Origin of the sequence: Paenibacillus amylolyticus (assembly GCF_051136285.1) — a bacterium.
Classification (GTDB): Bacteria; Bacillota; Bacilli; order Paenibacillales; family Paenibacillaceae; genus Paenibacillus; species Paenibacillus amylolyticus_F.
This window is the reverse complement of the sequence record NZ_CP194938.1, coordinates 2,825,512-2,849,006: the sequence shown is the minus strand read 5'-3', so window position 1 is coordinate 2,849,006 and position 23,495 is coordinate 2,825,512. Positions and strand designations below refer to the sequence as shown.

General features: G+C 44.9%; 15 protein-coding genes. 9 read left to right on the top strand and 6 right to left on the bottom strand.

From position 1 onward, the window contains the following. The first annotated feature begins 35 nt into the window (after positions 1–35). The 5 genes from ACR8BL_RS12480 to ACR8BL_RS12460 all read left to right on the top strand — a co-directional run bounded on the left by ACR8BL_RS12480 (position 36) and on the right by ACR8BL_RS12460 (position 12,436). Complete coding sequence (locus tag ACR8BL_RS12480) at positions 36–1,418, top strand: CDP-glycerol glycerophosphotransferase family protein (RefSeq protein WP_434752903.1); 1,383 nt, start codon at positions 36–38, stop codon at positions 1,416–1,418. Positions 1,419–1,421: 3 nt separating this feature from the next. Then, positions 1,422–2,543 (top strand): glycosyltransferase, encoded by a 1,122-nt coding sequence (locus ACR8BL_RS12475; RefSeq protein ID WP_434752902.1) that lies wholly within the window; start codon positions 1,422–1,424, stop codon positions 2,541–2,543. 307 nt (positions 2,544–2,850) lie between these two features. Next, positions 2,851–3,996 carry a response regulator gene (locus tag ACR8BL_RS12470; protein WP_434752901.1) on the top strand — a complete coding sequence of 382 codons (1,146 nt, stop codon included), beginning with the start codon at positions 2,851–2,853 and terminating at the stop codon, positions 3,994–3,996. Next, positions 3,996–7,049, top strand: coding sequence for an ATP-binding protein (locus tag ACR8BL_RS12465; protein WP_434752900.1), 3,054 nt, complete (start codon positions 3,996–3,998; stop codon positions 7,047–7,049). The genes ACR8BL_RS12470 and ACR8BL_RS12465 overlap by 1 nt, the downstream gene beginning before the upstream one ends. A 242-nt stretch (positions 7,050–7,291) precedes the next feature. Next, a complete protein-coding gene (locus ACR8BL_RS12460) occupies positions 7,292–12,436 on the top strand; it encodes an S-layer homology domain-containing protein (protein ID WP_434752899.1) in 5,145 nt (1,714 codons plus the stop codon). Positions 12,437–12,573: 137 nt separating this feature from the next. Here ACR8BL_RS12460 and ACR8BL_RS12455 read toward each other — a convergent pair whose 3' ends face one another. Further along, positions 12,574–12,780: a DUF2536 family protein gene (locus tag ACR8BL_RS12455; protein ID WP_434752898.1), complete on the bottom strand. Its 207-nt coding sequence runs from the start codon at positions 12,778–12,780 to the stop codon at positions 12,574–12,576. 111 nt (positions 12,781–12,891) lie between these two features. Further along, positions 12,892–13,365 carry a DinB family protein gene (locus ACR8BL_RS12450; RefSeq protein WP_434752897.1) on the bottom strand — a complete coding sequence of 158 codons (474 nt, stop codon included), beginning with the start codon at positions 13,363–13,365 and terminating at the stop codon, positions 12,892–12,894. Between the two features lie 211 nt (positions 13,366–13,576). Between ACR8BL_RS12450 and ACR8BL_RS12445 the strand changes: the two genes are divergently transcribed. Then, positions 13,577–14,566, top strand: a complete 990-nt coding sequence (locus tag ACR8BL_RS12445; protein ID WP_434752896.1) for a tRNA dihydrouridine synthase — start codon at positions 13,577–13,579, stop codon at positions 14,564–14,566. Positions 14,567–14,891: 325 nt separating this feature from the next. Here ACR8BL_RS12445 and ACR8BL_RS12440 read toward each other — a convergent pair whose 3' ends face one another. From ACR8BL_RS12440 to ACR8BL_RS12430, 3 genes are all read right to left on the bottom strand, one after another. Further along, a complete protein-coding gene (locus ACR8BL_RS12440; RefSeq protein WP_434752895.1) occupies positions 14,892–15,578 on the bottom strand; it encodes a response regulator transcription factor in 687 nt (228 codons plus the stop codon). After that, on the bottom strand, positions 15,575–17,734 hold the full coding sequence (locus tag ACR8BL_RS12435) for an ATP-binding protein (protein ID WP_434752894.1): 2,160 nt from the start codon (positions 17,732–17,734) through the stop codon (positions 15,575–15,577). Before ACR8BL_RS12435 ends, ACR8BL_RS12440 begins: the two co-directional genes overlap by 4 nt. 124 nt (positions 17,735–17,858) lie before the next feature. Then, a complete protein-coding gene (locus ACR8BL_RS12430) occupies positions 17,859–18,914 on the bottom strand; it encodes an ankyrin repeat domain-containing protein (RefSeq protein ID WP_434752893.1) in 1,056 nt (351 codons plus the stop codon). A 253-nt stretch (positions 18,915–19,167) separates the two neighbouring features. On the opposite strand from ACR8BL_RS12430, the gene ACR8BL_RS12425 reads away from it, so the two are divergent. The 3 genes from ACR8BL_RS12425 to ACR8BL_RS12415 all read left to right on the top strand — a co-directional run bounded on the left by ACR8BL_RS12425 (position 19,168) and on the right by ACR8BL_RS12415 (position 22,679). Next, complete coding sequence (locus ACR8BL_RS12425; protein WP_434752892.1) at positions 19,168–19,737, top strand: SF0329 family protein; 570 nt, start codon at positions 19,168–19,170, stop codon at positions 19,735–19,737. 437 nt (positions 19,738–20,174) lie between these two features. Continuing rightward, a complete protein-coding gene (locus ACR8BL_RS12420) occupies positions 20,175–21,371 on the top strand; it encodes a winged helix-turn-helix domain-containing protein (RefSeq protein ID WP_434752891.1) in 1,197 nt (398 codons plus the stop codon). A 147-nt stretch (positions 21,372–21,518) separates the two neighbouring features. Beyond that, positions 21,519–22,679: a 5-methyltetrahydropteroyltriglutamate--homocysteine methyltransferase gene (locus tag ACR8BL_RS12415; protein ID WP_434752890.1), complete on the top strand. Its 1,161-nt coding sequence runs from the start codon at positions 21,519–21,521 to the stop codon at positions 22,677–22,679. 184 nt (positions 22,680–22,863) lie between these two features. Here ACR8BL_RS12415 and ACR8BL_RS12410 read toward each other — a convergent pair whose 3' ends face one another. After that, positions 22,864–23,448, bottom strand: a complete 585-nt coding sequence (locus tag ACR8BL_RS12410) for a GNAT family N-acetyltransferase (protein ID WP_434752889.1) — start codon at positions 23,446–23,448, stop codon at positions 22,864–22,866. Positions 23,449–23,495: the final 47 nt, after the last annotated feature.

The window sequence follows — 23,495 nt, the reverse complement described above, 5'->3', positions numbered from 1 at the left end:
ATACAAATAAAAGCATAAAGGGAAGTGTATTCTATATGGAATTTGTTATATTCGGCGCTGGTATACTTGGTAAAGCTTACTATGAAAAATTAAAAGACAAATTTAATATTGTTTGTTTTGCAGATAACAATACTAAAAAACATGGGACACAACTTCTTGAACTAAAAATTATAAATCCAAATGATATAAAAATTCGAGGACTTAAGGTGATAGTTGCTAGTAACTATCACCTTGAAATAGCACAACAACTTTATAATATGGGAATTGAAGAATTTTATATTCCAAACAAATATGGAGAAGGTGACTTGTCCAAAGTAGACCTAAGTATATACGGAGAAATAAAGGAATCACTGAATAAAGTTTGTATAATAGGTCATTACAATTCAGGTGCTGTGTCTAAAGCTTTAATTCATAATCCTTACAAGGATATTGAGGTCGTTCTTGTTAAGGATTCAAGAAGAGACAGTGAATACTATTACCATTATCTTTCTAGCAGTCTCATAATTACACAATATGCTGAGCAGTGTGGAAATAAGAAATCAATAGAATTATGGCATGGGTTTACAATAAAGACATTGTTTTTTATGAGTAACGAAGAATTAGATCGAAGCTTGTCAGAAGGAAAAAGTGAAACTTTTAATAACAAAACAGCCATTTGTTCCATGTCCCATTTATATAGTATTTTCATGGGATACTGTTTGAAGGTTGATTTCGAAAAGTTCGTTATTACGGGGTATCCACGCAATGATATGATTTTTAAATCAGATGGAAAAAGAACATTAGAAAAGTTAATGGGACCTATAAAACAACGCAAAATTCTATTTTATGCTCCAACACATCGAGATTCATTTTTAACCAGTAATGGTAATAATGCAGCTCTAATTAGTGATATGGACGGATATAACGAGAAGACATTTAATGATTTCTTAAGTAAAAATGATATCCTTTTTCTATATAAAAAGCATACCGTTCAGCTTAGCCGGCCTATGTTTAATAATTCAGATCATATCAAAGAAATTACAGACGAAATGCTGCATATGAACGATATGGATCTCTACGAAATTCTAAATGGTGTAGATGGTCTGATCTCAGATTATTCATCAATTATAATAGATTTTCTACTCACAGATAAACCTATCATCCTGACTCCGTTAGACCTTGAGGATTATAGTCAAACAAGAGGCTTAATGATGGAGCCTTATGACGCATGGATGCCTGGAGAGATAGCCTTAGAGTACAGTCAGTTTGAGCAGGCAGTGATTGATTCGTTGTATGGTGAAGATAAGTTTAAGAAAGACAGAGAGCGTCTGAAGCGCATAACGCATAAGTATGCTGACGGTAATTCATCACAACGAGTACTTGCTCTTGCACGTGAGTTGTTAGAGCTTGAGGACACAAATGTACGGGGGAATCATTAAAAAATGAAAAAAATTAAAGTGCTACAGTTGCCAATTGCGAAAACCAGAGCTGGAATCACACATTATTCAATGAGAAACTGGGATTACATTGATAAAACTAGATTTCAATTTGATTTTGTAACTTTTAGCAAATCCATTGATTTTGAAGATGAACTGACGAAAGATGGCTGTAAGGTGCACTACGTATCTTGTTATGCAGAAGAGAATCGAGAGCAATTTATAACAGAATTAAGAGAGATTTTATCTGAGGGTTACGATGCGATACATTTACACACGGGCCATTGGAAAAATTTTTTGGTAGAAGAGATTGCAATTGAAATGAGAATCCCCATTATTATCGTTCATGCACATAACAATATGATTGGTATCAATGACCCAGAACTCAGGCAGCAGGCTATTGATCTACATGAGCAACAGAAAAAAATGTTTATGCCTTACCACGCTACTCATTTCCTGGCCTGTGCAAAGTCAGCTGCGGATTGGCTCTACGGCCCGCAAATTCCCAAAGAAAACATTCGTATACTTAAAAATGCAATTAATATAGACAAGTTTTCTTATCAACCAGAAGTAAGGGAAGAGTACAGAGAAAGACTTAGCTTAAAGGATTCTTTTGTAATCGGACACGTTGGAAGATTTGCTTATCAGAAAAATCATGAGATGTTAATGGAAATTTTCGCAAAAGTCAGCAAAGAAATATCTAACGCGAAGTTAATGCTAATTGGTGAAGGAGAAGGGTTTGAGTCTATAAAAAGTACTGTATCTGCTCTTGGACTAGAAGACAGAGTTTTATTTCTTGGGCGTCAATCAGATATCGAGGTTCCCAAACTGATGCAGGCCATGGATACTTTCTGTTTGCCGTCAAGGTTTGGTGGTTTAGATCTTGTGTTAGTAGAAGCACAAACTTCAGGACTGAAGTGTCTGGTGAGTGATATTATGCCGGAAGAAGCAAAAATCACTGATCATATTCAATATTTACCGCTAGAGATTAACGCTTGGTGCGATGCCATCATTAAATTATCTAAAGGTTATATTCGAACAGATTGTAAAGATATTGTGGCGAATGCTGGCTATTCACTGACAAATCAAATTCAGGAGCTTGAAAAAATATATTCTGGTCAAGTTTGAATTTAGAGAATGGTGTTTATTACATTCACTATGTCGGTTAAAACCACTCAGATATATAATACGACACGATGAGAACGGTCTTGTCAAAATACAGATGTATAACTTGGGGAACCGGGTGATACACATAGCAGAACAATTTTTGCAAAAATGAACGCCTGAACTTACCTAAGTTCGGGTTATTTTTCATTTTCAATTTGCCGGACGAGTAAATGCCTGTCCCATCTAAAATGATCATGTCGAATACCCGATATGTATTATAATAAAAAGCGCCAACCTTTAACATGAACGGAAAAGGGGATTGAAGCCGATGATACGTGTCATGTTGATTGACGATGAAGAAGCTGCACTCGATTTGCTTGAAATATTACTTGGTCAGATTGGGAATGTGGAAATTGTGGGAAGATACTTGAACCCCATTCAGGCTCTAGATGACTTGGAAAAAATAACGGTAGATGCCGTATTTTTAGATATTCAAATGCCGGGTATGAAGGGGACACAAGCGGCTCGTCACATCCGAACGATATTTCCGGAGATGCCCATCGTATTTACGACAGCCTATGCAGAATTTGCGGTAGAAGCATTTGAGATTGAATCAACGGATTATCTGTTAAAGCCTTTTACGACTAGCCGGTTGCAGAGTACACTGGCACGCATCACAAAACATATGCGGGAACCTGTCAATCTGCAGGAACATAACAAAGGATCCATTCCTCTTGTACGGTGTCTTGGAGGTTTTCACATTATATGGCCTGGTGAACTTAACAAGGAAGTCGTGTGGAAAACGAAAAAAGAACGGGAGCTTTGCGCATTCCTGATCCACCATGAAGGGAAACGTGTTAACGCTCCCGTTATTATCGAGGCATTGTGGCCGGGGTACGATCTCGTAAAAGCTAAATCGTATCTGTACACCTGTCTGTCCTATCTTCGCAAAAGCTTGGTGGAGCAAGGGGTCCCGATCCATATTAGCAAAGGGAATCAGGGGTTCACCGCAGAACGGAATGAAATGGTAGTGGACGTCTCTTCATTTGAAAATATACTTAATCAAATACTATCCGAAGAGCTATTGAATGAGAGGGACTACGATCAGATGAATCAGATGTATACAGGTGACTATATGGAAGCTTGTGATTTTGGATGGGCGGCTGCCAGACAACTGGAGATCAAATCGCAGTATGTGCGTGCACTTCGCAGATGGCATATGCATTATCGAAGCCAAGACCAACTCTCGCTTGCAGCAGATAGCTTGCAGCGTGTACTGATGCTGGTTCCCGATTCCGAAATCGACGGCCGCGCGTTAATCCGCGTTCATCTGGAACTCGGGAATCGAAGCGAGGCACATCGTGTATGTGTACAGTTGGAACAGGCTGTTCGTGTACAGATGGGAACGGAACTGGAGGAAGAAACGATGCTGTTGCTTCAGCAAACGATGGAAAGATCGGAGCGCAGCGTTTGATGAGTCGAAAACTCCTTGCAGTACTAATTACTATAACGATGTTGTTTGCCACCTACGGGTTGCTGCTGACTTATTTTACAATAAATAAAAAAGCGATGCCGATTGCCACAAACGGAGTCATGGATCTGAGGCACTGGAATTTCGAAAGAGACGGTGTGGTTCGGCTCGACGGACAATGGGCGTTTTATCCGCATCGTCTACTCTTTAGCCATCCGCTCGGAACAGAGGGGAAAAGTGATCAACCAGCCACATTCATTCAGGTTCCGGGAGCATGGTCCAAACAAATGGATACGCTGGGAACAGCAACCTATAGACTGAGACTGCTGGTTACGGCGGACAGTAACGTATACGGGTTGAAAACAGCATCTATCCTTATCTCCAACAGGCTGATTGTCAATGGACAGGTCGTAGGCTCCAGCGGGCAGCCTGATCTGAAGGAAAATTATTGGGCACTTAATAAGCCGTATGTCAGCTATTTTACGCTAAAGCCAGGATGGAATGATCTTCTCGTAGAGGTCGCCAATCATGAATTTCGGGTCAACAGCGGGATCGGTGAGTCGATTCAATTGGGGAAGGCGGATCAGATTTCGAGTATACGCGACCTTGCGACAGCTCATGACTGGATCGTGATCACAGCGTTCCTGATTATGGGCCTGTATTTCATCGGATTGTTTTCCCAGCGCAGGAATGATCACTCTCTTGTTGTATTTGGACTTGTCTGTGTATTTATCGCGGCATTTACAAGTGTTAGCGGAGAGAGGGTACTCTTCGATGCGATTGGTCCAGTTCCATTCTGGCTATACTTCCGTATTCAGATGGTGCTGACCGTAGGGGTTGGTGCTGGATTTTTCCTGTATGTCTATACCGCATTTCGCCCTTACAGCTACAAATGGCTTACCAAAGGAGGGCTGGTCGCAGGTGCAACCTTGTTGCTTCTGCATATGGGCTTTGCAGCGCAGATCACGACAGGTCCATTCCGCCTTCTGACGTCTTTATATGTCACATTTGCTTTGCTGTATGCCACGTATGTGTTTGTGTACGCCGTTCTGAACAAGGTGGCTGGAAGCTGGTACCTCGCTGTGGCAGCCATGGCCTTGAACGCAATGGTGCTGAATCAGAACTTGAACGTTTACTTTGGCGTACCGATCTATTCTATTGCACCCGTCGAGCCATTTCTTGTACTGCTCATGCTTGCGCTGATGATGTCACTCCGCTTCTCCAACGCCTTCAAGAGAATTGAAGAGCTATCGGGTCAGCTGCTGGAAGCGGACAGACATAAGGACGATTTTCTGGCACGCACCTCACATGAATTCAAGACACCTCTTCACGGCGTAATGAATATATCCAGATCCATGCTTGAGGATGTGACGAATCCCCCAGGGATTGACCAACAAGAAAAGCTTCAATTAATGATTGATATTACGAAAAAACTGTCTCAGCTTGTCTACGATATTCTGGATTTGTCCAAGCTGAAGCAGGGCGAACTTAGAATCGAGCCGTCACCTGTCGACGTGCGTTCAGTTGTGGAGATGCAGGTTCGTTTTTATGCATATCTATGTATGGAAAAAGAAGTAGAACTTCTCAATCAGGTGCCGACAGGTCTTCCCCATGCATATGGTGATGAAGCACGATTGAGCCAGATCGTCGGAAATTTGCTGGATAATTCCATCAAGCATACGGACAGCGGGACGATTATGGTTACCGGGAGAGAGCACAGCGGTATGCTTCAGTTTGAAGTCCGGGATACAGGAGTGGGTATTCATCCGGAAGATCTGCCGTATATATTCGAACCGTTCAAATCCATTGATAACACAGGGCGGCGGGGCACGGGTCTGGGTCTGTCCATTGCGAAGCAACTGGTTGAATTGCAAGGGGGAACGCTTCTTGTGAGTTCTACACCGGGAGTGGGGACAATTTTCACCTTCACACTACCCGTGGCAGATCCAAATGGTAAATCCACCGGGATCTTGGACAATATGGCTGTATCTTACGTACAGCCTATGAAGACCGATTATTCGTTCCAAACCCCTTACGTTACCAATGCTGAAGGTAAACGCACCGTGTTAATTGTTGATGATCAGTACGTGAATCTGAAGGTTCTGCTGGATGCCTTGCAATCACTCGACTATCGTGTCATTGCTGTCAAGAACGGAGTGGAGGCTCTTCATGAGATTGAGCAACCGGGGAGGATCGATCTGGTTATTCTCGATCTGATGATGCCGGGCATGTCTGGATACGAAGTCTGCCAGGAAATCCGCAAGCGTTATTCCTTATTGGAGTTGCCTGTACTGATGGTCACTGCCGCATTCCAGCCGCAAGACAAAGTGGCGGCCTTTCAGGTTGGGGCCAATGATTATCTGCCCAAACCATTTGATCTTGAGGAACTAAAAGCAAGAATTGGCAGCCTGCTCGCCATGAAAGAGTCACTGGGACGAGCAGTAGATATGGAGGTTGCATTTCTTCAATCACAGATCAAGCCACATTTTCTATATAACGTTCTGAATAGCATTGTGTCTTCCAGCTATACAGATGTGGAACGGGCACGGAACATGATTGTTTCACTGGCTGATTACTTGCGGGGGAGCTTCCGGTTCAGTAATACGGATGAACGGATCGCGTTTGAAGAGGAGTTCAGCCTGATCCAAACGTATGTAGAGATTGAGAAAGCCAGATTCGGGGAACGCATCAGTTTCGAATATGACATACCTGAAGCTGCTTATCATGTGGCAATGCCACCTCTATTGTTGCAACCGTTAGTGGAAAATGCAATTCGCCATGGTATTGGTGATCAGATCAAAGGAGGCAAGGTCAAATTGACAGCGGTGTGTGCAGAAGGATATTGGTTATTCACCGTAACCGATGATGGAATCGGAATTTCTCACGAGCAACAGCAACAGTTACTTGATCAAATTAAACCAAACAGCGAGCAAGGTGTTGGATTACGGAATATTGATAAGCGGTTAAGATTTGAATATGGCACCGCGCTCGAGATTACAAGTGAGCCGGGGCATGGAACGAGTGTTGCTTTCCGTATTCCCGATGTGCAGCTCTGAGCAGCCTTAATCGCAGAAATATGCAGTTATAAGTATGAGTCCTATCGTATGAGCGATGGGGCTTTTTTGGTTTTTTTTAAATAAACGTACGAGTAAGACAAAAAAGAATTAAACTCCCTCAGATTTTTGTTAGAAAAAGTCGAATTGTGTCATTGTTTTAAGGTTTTTTTAAGGTATCTTCAGATATGCTGAGCTGAATGTATAGATGCAATAACAGAACGATACGATGGAGGGATCGAGACGTGGTATTTTCAGAGAGCACAACAGGGGAGAAATACAGCACTATTCGAAGAATGGCACATTTGTTTTTAGCCATGATTCTCTTGATACCATCTTTGATAGTTGGCGGTGACAAGACTCTGGCAGCGGCCAGTGGCTGGTCGATCATCGACGGAGGCGGAGCAAACGGGCTTAATGTAAATCAAGCGATGGCTGCTGAAACACCTGCAATAGTGGAGTGGAATGGGGAGATTTACGTGGCATGGAGTGAGCGAATTCAGACAACTCCTGCCATCCACCAGATTAGGGTTAAAAAGTTTAATGGGTCTGGCTGGGTGAGTATTGATGGGAACCAGCCAGTGTACGGTCTAAATGCCGATATTAACAGAGATGTTGGAAATCCTGATCTGGCGGTGTACAACAACGCTTTGTACTTGACCTGGATGGAGAAGAATGCATCTTATAAGGATCAGGTCCGGGTTAAAAAATACGACGGCACCATGTGGACGAATGCAGAAGGCGGGTCCACTATTGGAATCAACGTGAATCCTGCAGCAAATGCTTTGGGTCCCAAGTTGACTGCTTATAAAGGTGAGTTATACGCAATGTGGACAGAAGACGGTAAAATGCGTGCCAAAAAGTATAACGATACCACGTGGACAAGCATAGATGGTGGAGGAGCAGGGGGAATGAACATTAATCCTTCCAGTTATTCTGGTCCTCCTGCAATGATTGTCATGGGAGATGACTTATACGCAACATGGTACGAGATGACAACTGGCCCAAATTACAAATTGCGTGTCCTAAGGTATGACGGATTAAACTGGTCGGTGGCTGATGGAGGGGTGGGGTTAAACAGATCTGCCGCGAAGCTTCCGATTAATCCCTCTCTTGCGGTCATGAATGATATCTTGTATTTAGGATGGACAGAACCGATAGATAGAACAGACGAGCAAGTTTATGTGAAGAAGTTTGAAAGTGGTATCTGGTCCAGTATTGATGGCGACGGTAACAATGGAATAAGCGTGGCTCCGGGAGCACGCAGCAACACTATCAAGTTGGTAACATTAAACAACGAATTATATGCGGTTTGGTCTGAAAATAGTTTTACTACAGTCAACACGGTACCTATTTTCAAAATCCGTGTGAAAAAATATGACGGTAACGGATGGAAACTAGCTGAAAGCGGGAGAAATGGTGGTTTAAATACATCTACAAGTAGAACAGCAGTTACGCCTTCTGTTGTGCCAATGAACGGAGCACTCTATGCCGTATGGAGTGAGAATGATCGATCCGTGACGAATGTAAGGGCTGCGGGGTATATACCACCACCTCCGCCTAGTGTTAACGGTGTTACCGTTAGCCCCATTACAACTAGTATGCAGCAGGGTGTGAACAGACAGCTAACGGCTGTGGTGGATGCAGTGGGTGAGGCTGCAACGACGGTGACGTGGAGCAGTAGTGACGCAACGAACAAGGTAACTGTGGATTCTGGGGGAGTAGTGAGGGTCGCTCGGGATGCAGTGCCAGGTGATTACTTGATTACGGCAACTTCCACATATGATAACAGCAAAAAAGGAACGGCTACGGTGACGGTGACTTATGCACCCGCTGTCAGCAGTGTTACTGTGAACCCCAGCACGGCCAGCCTTTTGCAGGGGGAGAGTACACAGCTCACGGCCAGTGTGGCATCCGTAGGGGGAGCGCGGACAACGGTGACGTGGAGCAGCAGTGATACGAATAATAAAGTAACCGTAAACGGGACGGGTAAAGTATCCGTTGCAGCCAATACGCCTCCGGGTGATTACACCATTACGGCGACCTCCACGTTTGATACTAGCAAAAAAGGATCAGCGGTCATTACGGTGGCATACGCACCTGCTGTGACTAGTATTATCGTTACCCCGGATAACGATAGCATGATGCAGGGAGAGAGCAGACAACTTGCGGCAACGGTCCATGCGGTGGGCGGGGCTGCAACAACGGTGACATGGGTCAGCAGTGACGCAGATAACAAGGTTGCGGTAAGTAATACAGGTTTGGTTACTGCTGCACCCGATGCCGTACCTGGACTCTACTCTATTACAGCAATCTCAACTGCAGACAGTAGTAAGTCAGCTACAGCAACGATTACCGTGACATATGCTCCGGCCGTCAACGGTGTTACCGTTACTCCTGATCCTGCAAGCATTGTTCAAGGAGATAGTTTACAGCTGGGAGCCAGCGTGGACGTAGTTGGGGGAGCTTCGACGGAGGTAACGTGGAGCAGTAGCGACCTTAATGGTAAGGTGCTGGTTAGCAATACAGGCAATGTAACGGTCGCATCCGATGCGATGCCAGGCAATTACATCATTACGGCAACCTCGGTGGAAGATAACAGCAAAGCAGGTACATCCACTGTGACAGTGACATATGCACCAGCCGTTCAGGGAATCAGTATTCAGCCGGACAGTGCCCGTGTGGTACAAGGAAGAGGCAAGCAACTTGCCGCGACTGTAACTGCCGTTGGTGGAGCAGATGAAACGGTGAATTGGACAAGCAGTGACTCCAGCGGCAAGGTAACGGTGAGTAATGCAGGTTACGTAAGTGTGGCCGTGGATGCCGAACCAGGAGACTATACGATTACGGCGACCTCAGTATTCGATGCTTCCAAAACGGCAGCAGCAACAATCAAGGTGACGTATGTACCAGCCGTGAACCGTGTGGTTGTAACCCCGGTTACGGCGAGTCTCATGCAGGGGGAGAGCAGACACCTGGCAGCCACGGTGGACATTGTAGGTGATGCTGACAATAGTGTAATGTGGAGCAGCAACGACACCACAAATAAGGTTGGCGTAGATGATACGGGTTACGTTACGGTGGCTACCGATGCGGAGCCGGGTGAATATATCATTTCCGCGACCTCTACAGAAGATAGTAGCAAAAAAGGAACCATGATCCTTACGGTCACGGCTGCTCCGACTTATACGATTGCTGGAATTGCAGATCAGACATTGCAATCGGTGTTGCTCGGTTATAATTCGGGTTCTCAGGAGATGATTACAGTGCCTGTTCAACATACCGGAACAGGCAAATTAGTTAATCTGTCGGTATCTCTTAGCGGTAATGATCTAGACGCTTTTACCATCACGCAGCCCATGGTTGAATTGGAAGCGGGTGATAAGACAAGTTTCAATGTGCATGCCAAAGACGGATTGTCAGCAGGAACATATACGGCTAAGGTTACTTTGACGGCAGATCACATGCTGCCTGTGACTTTCAACATCACACAAGCGGTAAACTTACCGAATGCACCAGCTAATCCTCGCCATCTGACAGCAGAGAGTGGGGAACGCAAAGTCACGCTAAAATGGGATATGGAACCTGATGTTACGCAATATCGAATTTATATGGCAACCGATGCTGATCCGAATCACAGGGTAGAAGTGACTGCCAATGCTTCGTCACCATACACGATCCCGGATTTGGTTAATGGTACCGCCTACTACTTTGTGGTAAAAGCAGAGAATGTGGGAGGGCTGAGTGAAGCTTCTAATTTGGTTAGTGCCATTCCTTCAGATATGCCAGGGGTACCAACGGATGTGACAGCAACTCCGGGTGACGGACAAGCTGTTTTGAAATTTACAGCACCGACGGATGACGGGGGTAGCCCAATCACGGGTTATGAAGTAACCGTATCGCCAGGAGACAGGAAAGTCACTGGTAATGCCAGCCCAATAACCATTACCGGATTAAGGAATGGAACAAGTTATACCTTTACAGTGAAAGCAATGAACGGAGCAGGTAAAAGTGCAGAATCAGCCCCATCCAATGCGGTTGTTCCATTAGCTACCTCCGTACCGTCAAACAATTCGCCGGGCACACCACCCACAGCGACTGCACCTGGGCCGTCTACGACACCAGTACAGCCAGCAACGACGGGTGTAGACATTCTGGTGAACGGCAAGGTGGAGAATGCTGGACAAGCGACGGTAACCAAACGAGACCAGCAAACGGCTCTGACCATTGTAGTTGATCAGAAAAAACTCAATGACAGATTAGCTGAGGAAGGGCGAAATGCGGTGGTCACCATCCCGATCAATCGTTCGTACGATATTTTTGTAGGCGAATTAACGGGTGAAATGATTCGGACCATGGAAGAGTATGAAGCTGTCCTGGAATTCAAGACAGATCAGGCTTCATATATGGTTCCTGCCAGTCAGATTCGTATTGCGGAATTAGCTGATCAGGTTGGAGGAGCGGCCGATTTGCAAGCGCTCAAAGTGCACGTTGAAATTGCATCTCCAACAGCTGCAGAACAGAACATTGTGGAGCGGGCAACAGCACAAAATGAGCTAACGCTTGTGGCTCCGCCACTGAACTTTGTAGTTAACGCCTCCTATGGTGAGAACTCTGTCGAAATTAAAAAGTTTGATGCTTACGTCGAAAGATCGATCGTTATTCCAGACGGCATTGATCCGAACAAAATCACGACAGGTGTTGTTGTGGAGCCAGATGGGTCTGTACGTCACGTACCAACCAAAGTTCGGAAGAATAACGGACGATATGAGGCTCAGATCAACAGCTTGACCAACAGCACCTATGCCGTGGTATGGCATCCGCTGGAATTCAGTGATGTTGTGCATCACTGGGGCAAAAATGCGGTCAATGATATGGGCTCACGGATGATTGTCGAAGGATTCAGTAATGGCACTTTCAATCCAGATCAAGCAGTTACCCGTGCCGAGTTCGCAACAATGGTTATTCGTGGGCTAGGACTTCGAGTGGAGAGTCGAGATACAGCTTTCTCGGATGTGCAATCCGGACACTGGTACAGTGGGACTATTCATACAGCACATGCCTATGGTTTAATTAACGGTTTTGACGATGGTACCTTCCGTCCAGATGACACCATTACCCGGGAACAAGCGATGGTGATACTGGAGAAAGCGATGCAGATTACCGGACTCCGAGTCAAACTGAACAACGAATCGCCCGAATCAACACTTCAGGGCTTCGGTGATGTAACAGCGGTATCCCCTTGGGCACGCAGTGGTGCAGTGGACAGTGTGAAGGCAGGACTTGTGCAAGGTCGAAGCCAATCTTTGCTGGTACCCAAGGGCAAGATGACCCGTGCCGAGGTTGCGACTATGTTGCAGCGCTTGTTGCAAAAATCGAATCTGATCTAACACAAAAGCAGAACATAGGCTTTATGAGCCTGTTGTTCTGCTTTTTTCTATATGTAACAAGCAGGTTCTTTTGAATAACCTGCTCTTTGTGCTCCATTCGATATCGCGTAATCGCGCATGAACTTCGCATGAACCCATCAAGCCACAGCAAAATGTACGACGGCACTATAGAGCATTTTATTGCGAACAGGGTCAAATGTGACTTGGTGCTGAACCAGCTTTACGCGCAAAAGAAGAGCTTTGTTCACACCGATGCGGTCATCAATTGCTCGTTCCAGTTCCTGAAAATCATAAGCTTGAAGACATTCAACCTTGTCTTTGATCATTTCCAGTGAAATTTCCATATGTGATGTAGACCTCCATTGTATACAATTGGCCAAATCCAGAGCCTGCCGAGATTAATTGTAGTCGAGCCTTTGGGGATCAGCAAGTGAAGATCAGGAAACCGAATGTGATTATTCTATTTTATACAAATTCATTTTGGGAGGAATGGTTCCGAGGAGTCTTGCGATTTTCGTAATCTGTCCTCGATGATGAAATTCATGGGTTGTGCAATGTGTAAATAGCCATAATTCGCTTAATTCAGCGGTTTCACTCATCCAACTAGCTTGAATATCGGTGTCCCAGTTGTCTCTGAAATTATGGAGAAATTCATCAACCAGCAAATCTGTTTTTGCAAATAATGCACGCATTTCCTGTACATCTCTGATGGATTCAGGCTTTAACTTGGGAATGGTTCGTCCCAGACCGCGGACGCCTAACCATATGCGATAACAATCTGTGACATGAACATGCAGGTTACGGATGGATTCTCCGCCTAATGCGTTGGCGGTTTGCAAGTAAGCTGCAGGGGGCATCGTCTCACACATTCGGAAGAGGGACTCTCTTGTTCGTTTAATCATTTCATATTGACTCGTTAGTATATCCATTTTCATTAATCTCCTTTATAAGTGGCTTCCCAATCACTTTTAATTAAGGATTAAACATGTCTATAATATCTCTGATATATATTAATGTCAAATATATTCCGTTTTACAGGAGAAGTATGCTTCTTTCAGGGGTATGATATAATTGTTCTACAGATGTTTGGCTATTTTCGGGATAAATCATTTCCCTAGTATGCATAGAGAGGTTTTGGATATGAAGAAAGACAATTTTTGGCGTGAATTGCCACGACCATTTTTCATACTTGCGCCGATGGAGGATGTGACGGATGTGGTATTTCGGCATGTCGTCAGTGAGGCGGGGAGACCGGATGTGTTTTTTACCGAGTTTGCGAATTCGGAAAGTTACTGCCACCCGGAGGGTAACAAAAGTGTGCGTGGACGGTTAACGTTTACGGAAGATGAACAGCCCATTGTAGCTCATATTTGGGGAGACAAACCGGAGTTTTTCCGCGAGATGAGCATTGGGATGGCGAAGGAAGGGTTCAAGGGCATCGATATTAATATGGGCTGTCCTGTAGCCAATGTAGCGGAAAATGGCAAAGGAAGTGGTCTGATCTGCCGACCTGCCCTTGCTGCGGAGATTATTCAAGCAGCGAAAGCTGGAGGCTTGCCGGTCAGCGTCAAAACAAGACTGGGATTCACCGAGGTCGATGAATGGCGCGACTGGTTAACTCATATTTTGCAGCAAGATATTGTGAATCTGTCCATTCACCTGCGCACAAGAGAGGAAATGAGCAAGGTAGATGCCCACTGGGAGTTGATTCCCGAGATCAAAAAACTGCGGGATGAGATCGCACCGAATACGCTGTTAACCATCAACGGGGATATCCTTGACCGTGAAGCTGGCCTGAAACTGGCAGAGCAGTACGGTGTGGATGGCATTATGATTGGACGGGGCATATTCCAGAATCCGTTTGCTTTTGAGAAGGAGCCGAGAGAGCATACCACGGAGGAGTTCCTCCACCTGCTGCGGCTGCATCTGGATCTGCATGATCAATATTCCGAGCTGGAACCACGTTCGTTCAGTCCGCTGGCGCGTTTTTTCAAAATCTATGTTCGTGGATTTCGCGGTGCAAGTGAGTTGAGAGGTAACTTGATGAACGCCAAGACAACCGCTAAAGTGCGTGAGTTGCTGGATGAGTTCGTAAGGAAGGAACAGGCAGAGACAGAGAGCAGCATATAAAAATCGCCTATCATCACCTCCTGTTGCTGGAACCCGTCATCTAAGGTGGAACTTCCGATTTTCCATAGCAGGAAATAGCATCGGGATGGAAAGACATTCTTTTCTAAATCGCTCAAGTGTAATAACCGCTTGGGCCTTTTTTATTATGCAGAAATAACTGCATAAGAGCAGCCCTTTTTATATTTTTTACAAAATAAAAAGACGTTACCGGAATGGTTGATCACATCGACCAGGGATTCCAGTACACGTCCTGCGCTTATCATGGCAACATGCGGCTAAAGATTGGTGCTCAACCAGCGAATCGCTGAGTTGAAATTACGGAGATTTATGACGAGGCCAGCATGTACCCGGCTCCCCGAATCGTAATAATTCTCTCTGGATGGAGAGGATCATCCTCGATTTTTTTACGTAAATTACTGATGTGTACAGCGACTGTTCTCGTATCCTCCAGACTTTCCATGCCCCAGACGAGATTGAACAACGTATCAACAGAGATGACCCGATTCACGTTTTGTGCCATATAGGAGAGGAGACTAAATTCTTTTTTGGATAAAAAGATCGGTTTACTGCCTATGTTGACGGACTGTGCATAGAAATCCAGCGTCATTCCTGATAACTCCAACAGTTGTTCCCGTCTGCTTGTCGATACTCTGCGAAGGTGAGCCTTGATTTTGGCCATGAGCACGCCCGGACTGAACGGTTTGGTCACATAATCGTCACCGCCATCGGTTAATGCACTGATCTTTACCTCATCTTCCTCATGGCTGCTCAAAAACAAGATCGGCGCGTCGGTATAGATCCGTGCGTTCCTGCACCAGTCAATGCCACTTTCATTGGCCAGCATCACATCCAGCACAATCAGATCCGGGTTAAACGATGTAAGCAGCTGCATAGCTTCTGTCCCAGTGTGGCTATAGGAGGAACTAAAACCTTCTCGTTCACAATACGCCTGAACAATCTCGCATATATGGGGATCGTCATCAACGATCATAATTTTGTACGTGTCCTTCATGCTGTCACCTTCCTGCTTGTTGAATACAGTGGCAGCGATATATAAAATATCGATCCCGTCTCGCCATCGCTGTCCGCTTGAACGATCCCTCCATGCGCTTGTACAATTTCCCTGCAAATCGCAAGTCCGAGTCCGCTGCCCTCTACTTTCATGTCCGTGCTTGGCCGATCATATCTGTAATTGCGATCAAAGATTTGTTCGAGTTGAGCCGGGGGAATTCCCATGCCAGAGTCTTGTACACTAATGATCACACAGGGGTGATCTTCTGCCTCGTCTACGGCTAGAGCAAGACGTATCCTTCCACCAGTAGAGGTGAACTTCATCGCGTTGGATACAAGATTAAACAATGCCTGCTCTAATCTTTGTTCATCGATCTCAATGATCGGAAAGTCAGCGCGTTGATCGTCCCCTTTTCCGATGTCCAGTGTGAAGTCCAATCCTGCGTCAAGCACAACCAGCTCATATTGTTCAAAAAAACTACGTAAGAACTCGGCTGCATGAACCGGCTTCATTTGGTATTCCACTTGTCCCGTCTCCAAATGTGACAAGTAGGACAACTCCCCGATCATATGATTAATCCGTATCGTGTTATCACGGATATACTTCAGGTACTGTTCGTTGCGTTCGGGTTTCACCATGTCTTTTACAGCCTCAACATAACCAAGCATGCTGGACAGAGGCAAGCGTAAATCATGCGTGATATAGGCAAGCAGCTTCTTTCTTCCATGCTCTGAGCGGAGTAGCTGCTCATACGATGTACGCAGGTCTTCATGAGCTGCAGATAGTGCAAATGTGCGTTCCTTTACGAGTTGCTCCAGATTAGTATTCATATCGGTAAGCCTGTCATTCGCTTCCTGAAGCTCACGGGCAATCCGTACCTCGTTTGTTGCGGCCCTTGTGAATCTGGAAGAAACCAGAATCAGCTGTGCAATCGTAAATATTAACAGACCCATCGGTGATGTATTTCCGATTGGCGACCACTCATTGTAATATAAGAAGTCGTTAATCACGGTAACCAAAGCAACCACAGATACGAGTAGGAAAATCAGAGCCCCCTCCATATGCTGCATAGCCGCTTTGGCTAGTCCAACCATCAGATAGGCCATATGAAGAACAACGACCGCACCAATCAGCATTAACATTTTGGTATAGATCAGTGCAGGGGTTACGACAACAACCAGGCAGAGTAAGCCAGTTGCGATCCGGCTGCCAAGACGGAACCATCGCGAGACATAATTCGGGAAAATACATTCAAAATACTTGGTAATGACATAGCCGCCAAGAGAAAGAGTCAGATACTCCATCTTGAACTGCAATTCCCACGGGAAATCAGGGAAAAATTGTGTAAACATCAGCTCGCCATTCAGCATGGATCGGATGCCAAACAACAAGGTAAACAGACCAAAGTATAACGGTGCTCTATCCTGACGTCGGAGCAAGAACAACATCAGATTATATATGCCAATGACGAGCAGACTTGCCGTTATAAACATGTCTGTGGCAACCTTCTGTTTAGTCTGGACCGTTAATACGTTACTGCCACCTAGTTCTATTTCCTTGGTGATGCCGCCACGATTATGATAGAAGTTGGATACTTGCATCACGAGTTCTACCGTGTCGCTCTTGGGCTGGAAGAACACCAGTCTAGTTGCCAGTTGCGGTGTCATGTCACTTTTGTCCTGACCAACCATACCAGCGTCCGCAAGCAGTTCTCCATTTACCCATAGTTTATAGGCATGGAAAATGGAAGGGAGCCGCAGCGCAAGTCGCTCATTTCTGTCCTGCTCGCTTAGCTTAATGAGCAGACGAAAAGTGGCAAAGCCTTCTCCTGTCAGTTCTTGACCATCTAAACGGTAACCTAGCCATGATCCAGGGATGTTGATGTATCGGTTAGGCTGTCCCCCCTTTTCCATACGACTTCGTATATCCTCAGGCGAAAGCAACTCATGCCAGTAAAATGTCCATTCTCCCTCTAACTTTACAGGATTCGTACGAATATGATCCTGAGTTAAATCGAGTATGCCTTTTTCACTTCGAATGGGAGGGGATTCTGGTGCAGACATGATGGAATAGCTTATGGCCAAACCGATAACAACAACAAACGTGATGTGAAACAAGATCGTACGAGAACTGACTCGAAGAATATCCCTGATCATGAAGTCGACCCCAATCTACAAAATACGCTATAAATATCTGAATATCTTCATGATAGCATCAACATAAGAAAATGTGTGAGTCGTGGAGATAAAAACTTCAAGATAGGGCTGATCCATATAAAAATCAACGTTTATATTCCGGTTGCACCAATGCGACAGGATAAGGATTATCCAGCACCCATAATACGGCTAACTCACTTAATCGGGCAGGTGCATCATAATCCGATCCATTGCGTAGCCTGTGTGCCAAGTCGTGTGCCTCTTGTAAGAGAGTCGGGTTTAGTGGAGCACCTGTGCCTAAGTGCTGAACCAGGGTAGTCAGCATCTTACGATAATCTGCATCCCAGTTTCCACCACCATTGCGCAATACTTCATCAGAGATGCGCCCTGTAATACGAATGACCTCGCCCTGAACCGTTGAGGCATGACCCTGTGGAGGAATGAGATACGCCCACAGCTCTTGATGTTGCTTGGACCAATGATCTGCCTTTACATGGATGGGGCTTGTTCCATCATGCATGATCCGATTGGCCACAGGTTTAACATCAAATTGTTGATACAACTTGTCCAGTGCGTCCGACACTTTGTCAACCTTGTCTTTATTATAATTTTCACGGACGAATTCAAAATCCTTGCCGATTCGTTTCACCGACTCTTTCATTGCCGGGGTGATCGTTGCTCCGGCATTCAGCAGAATTGAGGAAATCTCTGACATATTCACAATATCGCTATTCCGGCAATTGACTAATCCCTTTGCTAGCGGGGTATTTCCTTGTTTATTTTCTACATTGATCTCAGCCCCCCGGTTTACCAGCTCCTGAACCACCGGTGTTCTATATGAATTCACTGCTACATGTAAAGGGGTTTCATTGGTGTAATCTACCGCATTCAGATCGGCACCGCGTTCAAGGAGAAGTGTTACGTTCCCCGACCAATGTGAGGCATGAGCATGCAAGGGTGTACGCTGGTATTTGTCACGGGCATTCAGATCAGCCCCTTTCTCCGCAAGCCAGTGAATAATCTCATCTGGAATATGCCGAAAGCTGAGGGCTGTACCTTTGTTATATCCCCCGATTGCATCCCATTCGCAATGTTCAAAGACCTCTTTTATCGCATCCATATCTTGATTCTTGAAAAGCTGTTCCAGATTCGCAGGTAATGTTGTTTGCTTCTTCTTCATTAATGTCTCCCTCTCCTTAGTGAGTATAAGATCTCTAATGATAGGCAATCAGGTTCACGAGTGATGGACAATGCCAGAGTAGAATGCAATGATTACCAAATTTTATTATACATGTTCATGGAGAACCAAACATCGGTTGCCTTCAAAATCGAACTATTTCTTTGTTCTGTAGCTAATAGCGGGGCGTATCGTTGTGCTGTGATATACTTTAGGTAAATGTTCTACTGAAGCTTTACTGAGAATAGGAGGAACGATGTCCTGGAGTAAATTAAAACAACAATTAGAGAGTTTCCTTAGCCCCGCACTGGCCGGAACCGTAGCGTACCGGGCAACCAGTTATCGCTATTCACCAGATAAATCAGGGAGTGGTTATCTGACCGTGGATCAGAAGAATATCCTCAATATGGGGGATTCGACCACACCGATTCGGTGGTATCAGACCGATCAGGAAATCAAAAATGATCCGAATATCGTCATTCCTGTAAGTATGGAAGAGATTGAAGCTATTCGCAAAGAAACCAAAGGGGCTGTCCCGGAAGAGCGTCTGGAGATCATGGTGCGAGGTAGAAAAAGTACATCTCATGCCAAAGAGCTGTTAGCTGCTCAAGCTGCGTTAAGCAAATCTAATTTTACAGCGGTAGCAACGACGTTTCTAGCCACTTCAATTGAGGACAATCTGGAGAGCAATGACATTCTGCTTAATATTCTGGCGCTGATCGACAGGCGGGTGGGCAAAAAGCGGATTCTGAACATGTCGGATTCGATTAAAATGAAGCATTCTGCCGTGCAGTATTTTTACGAACTGCGCCGCAGAACGGTGTGAAATCTGAATATTGCTAGATATACTAAAGCTATAGACAGCTAAAAGTTAATAATGCAAAGAGAGCCATGCGTCAACATGACTCTTTGCGCAATAGCCACTTTTAAGCGGTGGGCTTCAAACAAGTGGAGATACGACTAAGTAGACCGCAACCTTTGTAAGGGGGCGGTCTGCTTGTGTTTATCGGACAGAAGCTAACCAAGACTCCAACTAATTTGGAGTTTTTTTATTGTGATTTTATGTTGCTAAAAGGCTCAATAGGTGGAAAACGTAATGAAGAGTTGTTTAGAACAAAAGATAGTTTTTATTTTGTACTACATATTGTTTTTATACTTCAACAAAGATAAAATAGAATAAGAACATATGTTTTGTTCGTTCTATATTTTATACATATTCGGGGAATTACTGTGGTTGAACTTGTTAAGGGGTGGACACGTCCAATGATACGATTAACTAAACAGCAAGCCAGGCAGTTTTTATTGTTAAAGCACGGGTTAATGGGTGAGCATCAATTTGTCGGCAAGTCAGGGATCATGGAATATACAAGACAGGTTGGCTGTATTCAATATGATCCTATTGATATCTGTGGAAAAAATGCCGAATTGGTACTGCAGTCACGCATCAGTGGGTTTAGCAAAAACATGCTCGACGAATTGTTGTATCAGGATCGATTGCTGATGGATTATCCCGACAAGAATCTCGCTATAATCCCGGTGGAGGCCTGGCCTTATTTCGAACGGTACAGACAAGCGGCCAGACAACATGCAGAAAGCTATCCTCAAATGGAGACACTGATAGGACAAGTACGTGCCCATATACAGCAGGTTGGTCCGGTAAGTTCGAATGAATTAAATACATTGCAACTAGAAGGAGACTTCACTTGGCGTTCAGCCATTCACTGGAGTAGTGGGAACAATGTTTCGCGTTCTGTGCTAGAGCAGATGTATTCGACAGGTGAGCTGGTTATCCATCATAAAAAGGGAACACGTAAATATTATGATCTGGCTGAGAAATACATACAGGCCGATTTGTTGCATGCGCCAGATCCATTGTTGAACGAATTAGATCATCACAAGTGGAGAGTATTGCGCCGAATCGGTGCAGTTGGCTTACTGTGGAATCGTGCATCAGATGCCTGGCTTAATATATGGGGGTTGAAAACAGAGCAGCGGAATATAGCTTTTCAAGAGCTATTGCTGGAGGAGCGCATTGTTGCTGTTGAGGTAGAACAAATGAAGGAACGGTTATACTGCAAGGCAGAAGACTTACCTTTATTTGAACTTATACTGCAAAGTACGGAGTTACAAGAGCGCTGTGAATTGATTGCTCCACTGGATAATTTAATGTGGGATAGAAAGCTTATTTATGAATTGTTTGAGTTTGACTATAAATGGGAGATCTATACGCCGGCACTCAAACGGAAATTCGGTTATTATGTGTTACCTTTATTGTATGGAGATTGGTTCATTGGAAGAGCAGAGATTATCGTGGAACGGAAATATGGTAGGCTTGTGGTTAAACATGTCTGGTACGAAAAAGATATAAAGATAACCGAAGAACTTGTAACCGTGGTACAGGAGTGTTTCGAACGTTTTTCAATATTCAATGACTGTGAGACGATTTCAATAGAGGCATAAGACTACAGACCAAAGACCAAAGTTGAAGATTATACATGTTTTTAATTTGGTATAGCCTGAAGCTATAACCAGTCATGCCTATTTGGTATCTCTTCTAACCCCGTTCCGCGTGATATGATGTTTATATACAACGAGGGGGTTATTTACATGACTGACAAGTTCCAGATCGTAGGAAGTTTATTGCGGCCGGATGAGCTGCTGACATATAAAACACAGATTGAACACCGGGATGATATCCAGTATCCGTTCTATGAAAATTTTCAAGGATACCAGCAATGTGAGACCAAAGCGATTGAGCAAGTGGTACAGAAAGAGATCGAGAATGACTTGTCCGTCATCACGGACGGGGAATTTTCCAAATCGATGTGGCATCTCGACTTTGTCTGGGGTTTTGGCGGAGTGGAACGTTATATCGCGGATCATGGGTACTTTTTCCGGGATGTGGACGGCACTTCAAAATATGAGACTCGTAAAGATATCGGGCTGCGCATCACAGGTCAACTGAGCGGCAAGAATCATCATTTCATTCAACTGTTCAAACAGCTGCAAGACCAAGCGGGTGAACAGCAGACTAAACTCTGCATTCCGTCGCCATCTCATATTTTCGGTGAATTGTCCTGGTCGGACAACATTGGGGGCAAGGATGCAGTGTACCAGAATACGCAGGAACTGAAAGCGGGTCTGGTGAGTGCTTATACGGAATTTGTGCAGGATTTCGTAGATGCGGGCGGTACCATTTTGCAGATGGATGACTGCCTGTGGGAGCTGTTTGCCGACGACAATCCGAACTCGCCGTTTACCGGAGAGCATATTAATCAAGAGGAAGTACAGGGCCTCGCCACGGATTTTATTGATATCAACAATACGGTCATTGACTTTGGTCATAGCTTGGGTCTGAAAATGTGGACACATAACTGCCGCGGCAACTATGATTCCCGCAATATGGGCGGTGGATCGTATGCGAAGATTGCAAATCTGTTCTTGAAGCAATTGAAGTATGACCGTTTCTTCCTGGAGTGGGATGATGACCGTGCCGGTTCTATCGAAGCGCTGGAAGTGTTCAAAGACAGACCGGATACAGAGATTGTACTGGGATTGTTGTCCTCCAAAACGAGTACACTCGACGATGAAGAACGAGTGATTCGTTTGCTGGACGAAGCATCCAAAATCATCGATAAGGATAGGCTGTTATTGTCTCACCAATGTGGATTTGCCTCCTGTGATGGCGGTAACGAACTGAGCGAAGCCCAGCAGTGGGCGAAGATTCATCAGGGCCAGCAAATTGCGAAGCAATACTGGGGCAGCTAATCACATAAGATATAGATATTCTCATAGGTGTAGACATAAACACGGACTGTATCTCTCAAGGTAAGGCGATGGCGGAGAAAGTACTTGGCACATTGTTGGACACTAAGTAAACATACAGAAGCGGCGGCCTGTCCCGAAATAACACCGGGGAGAGGCTGCCGCTTCTTTTTATGGTCTGATTCCACTATTCGGCAGCAGCCTGTTGTGCCAGCCATTCTTTTTTTAATATCGCATATTGATACGTGTTTTCGTATTTTGGCGTGCCGTCTTCATTTTTCACAAAAGAAATGAACTCCAGGAATAGACCTTCCCGGCGCATGCCCAGCTTCTCACACAGCTTCTGGGAACGGTAGTTATTATCTTCGACATAAGCGTAAATTCTCCGAATTCCCTGTTCCATAAAGAGGTATTGCATGAAAGCACCAGCACTCTCACTGGCATATCCCTTTCCTTCGAACCTTTCATTGAAATTCCAGCCGACACTATACGTATCTGAATCTGATTTTGAACCCGATTCCGAATCTGGATCGGGACCTTCTGTCATGCCAAACAGCTCTCCAATAATTTCGTTGCTGTCTTTCAAGCACACGGCAATATGGGAGTCGTCCTTGCTTCGTTTTTCAACCTCTACAGCCGCGTCTTCCAGCGTTATAAGCTTGTGATCCATGAAGCAGTTCACTCGTGGATTCGCCGTATACTCCAATAATCCAGCCGCGTCTTCTGAGGAAAAATTGCGTAAAATCAGGCGACTTGTTTCAATCGTTTGCATAGGTATTCCTCCAATGATGATGGAGACAGATGAATGGCATCTGCTCC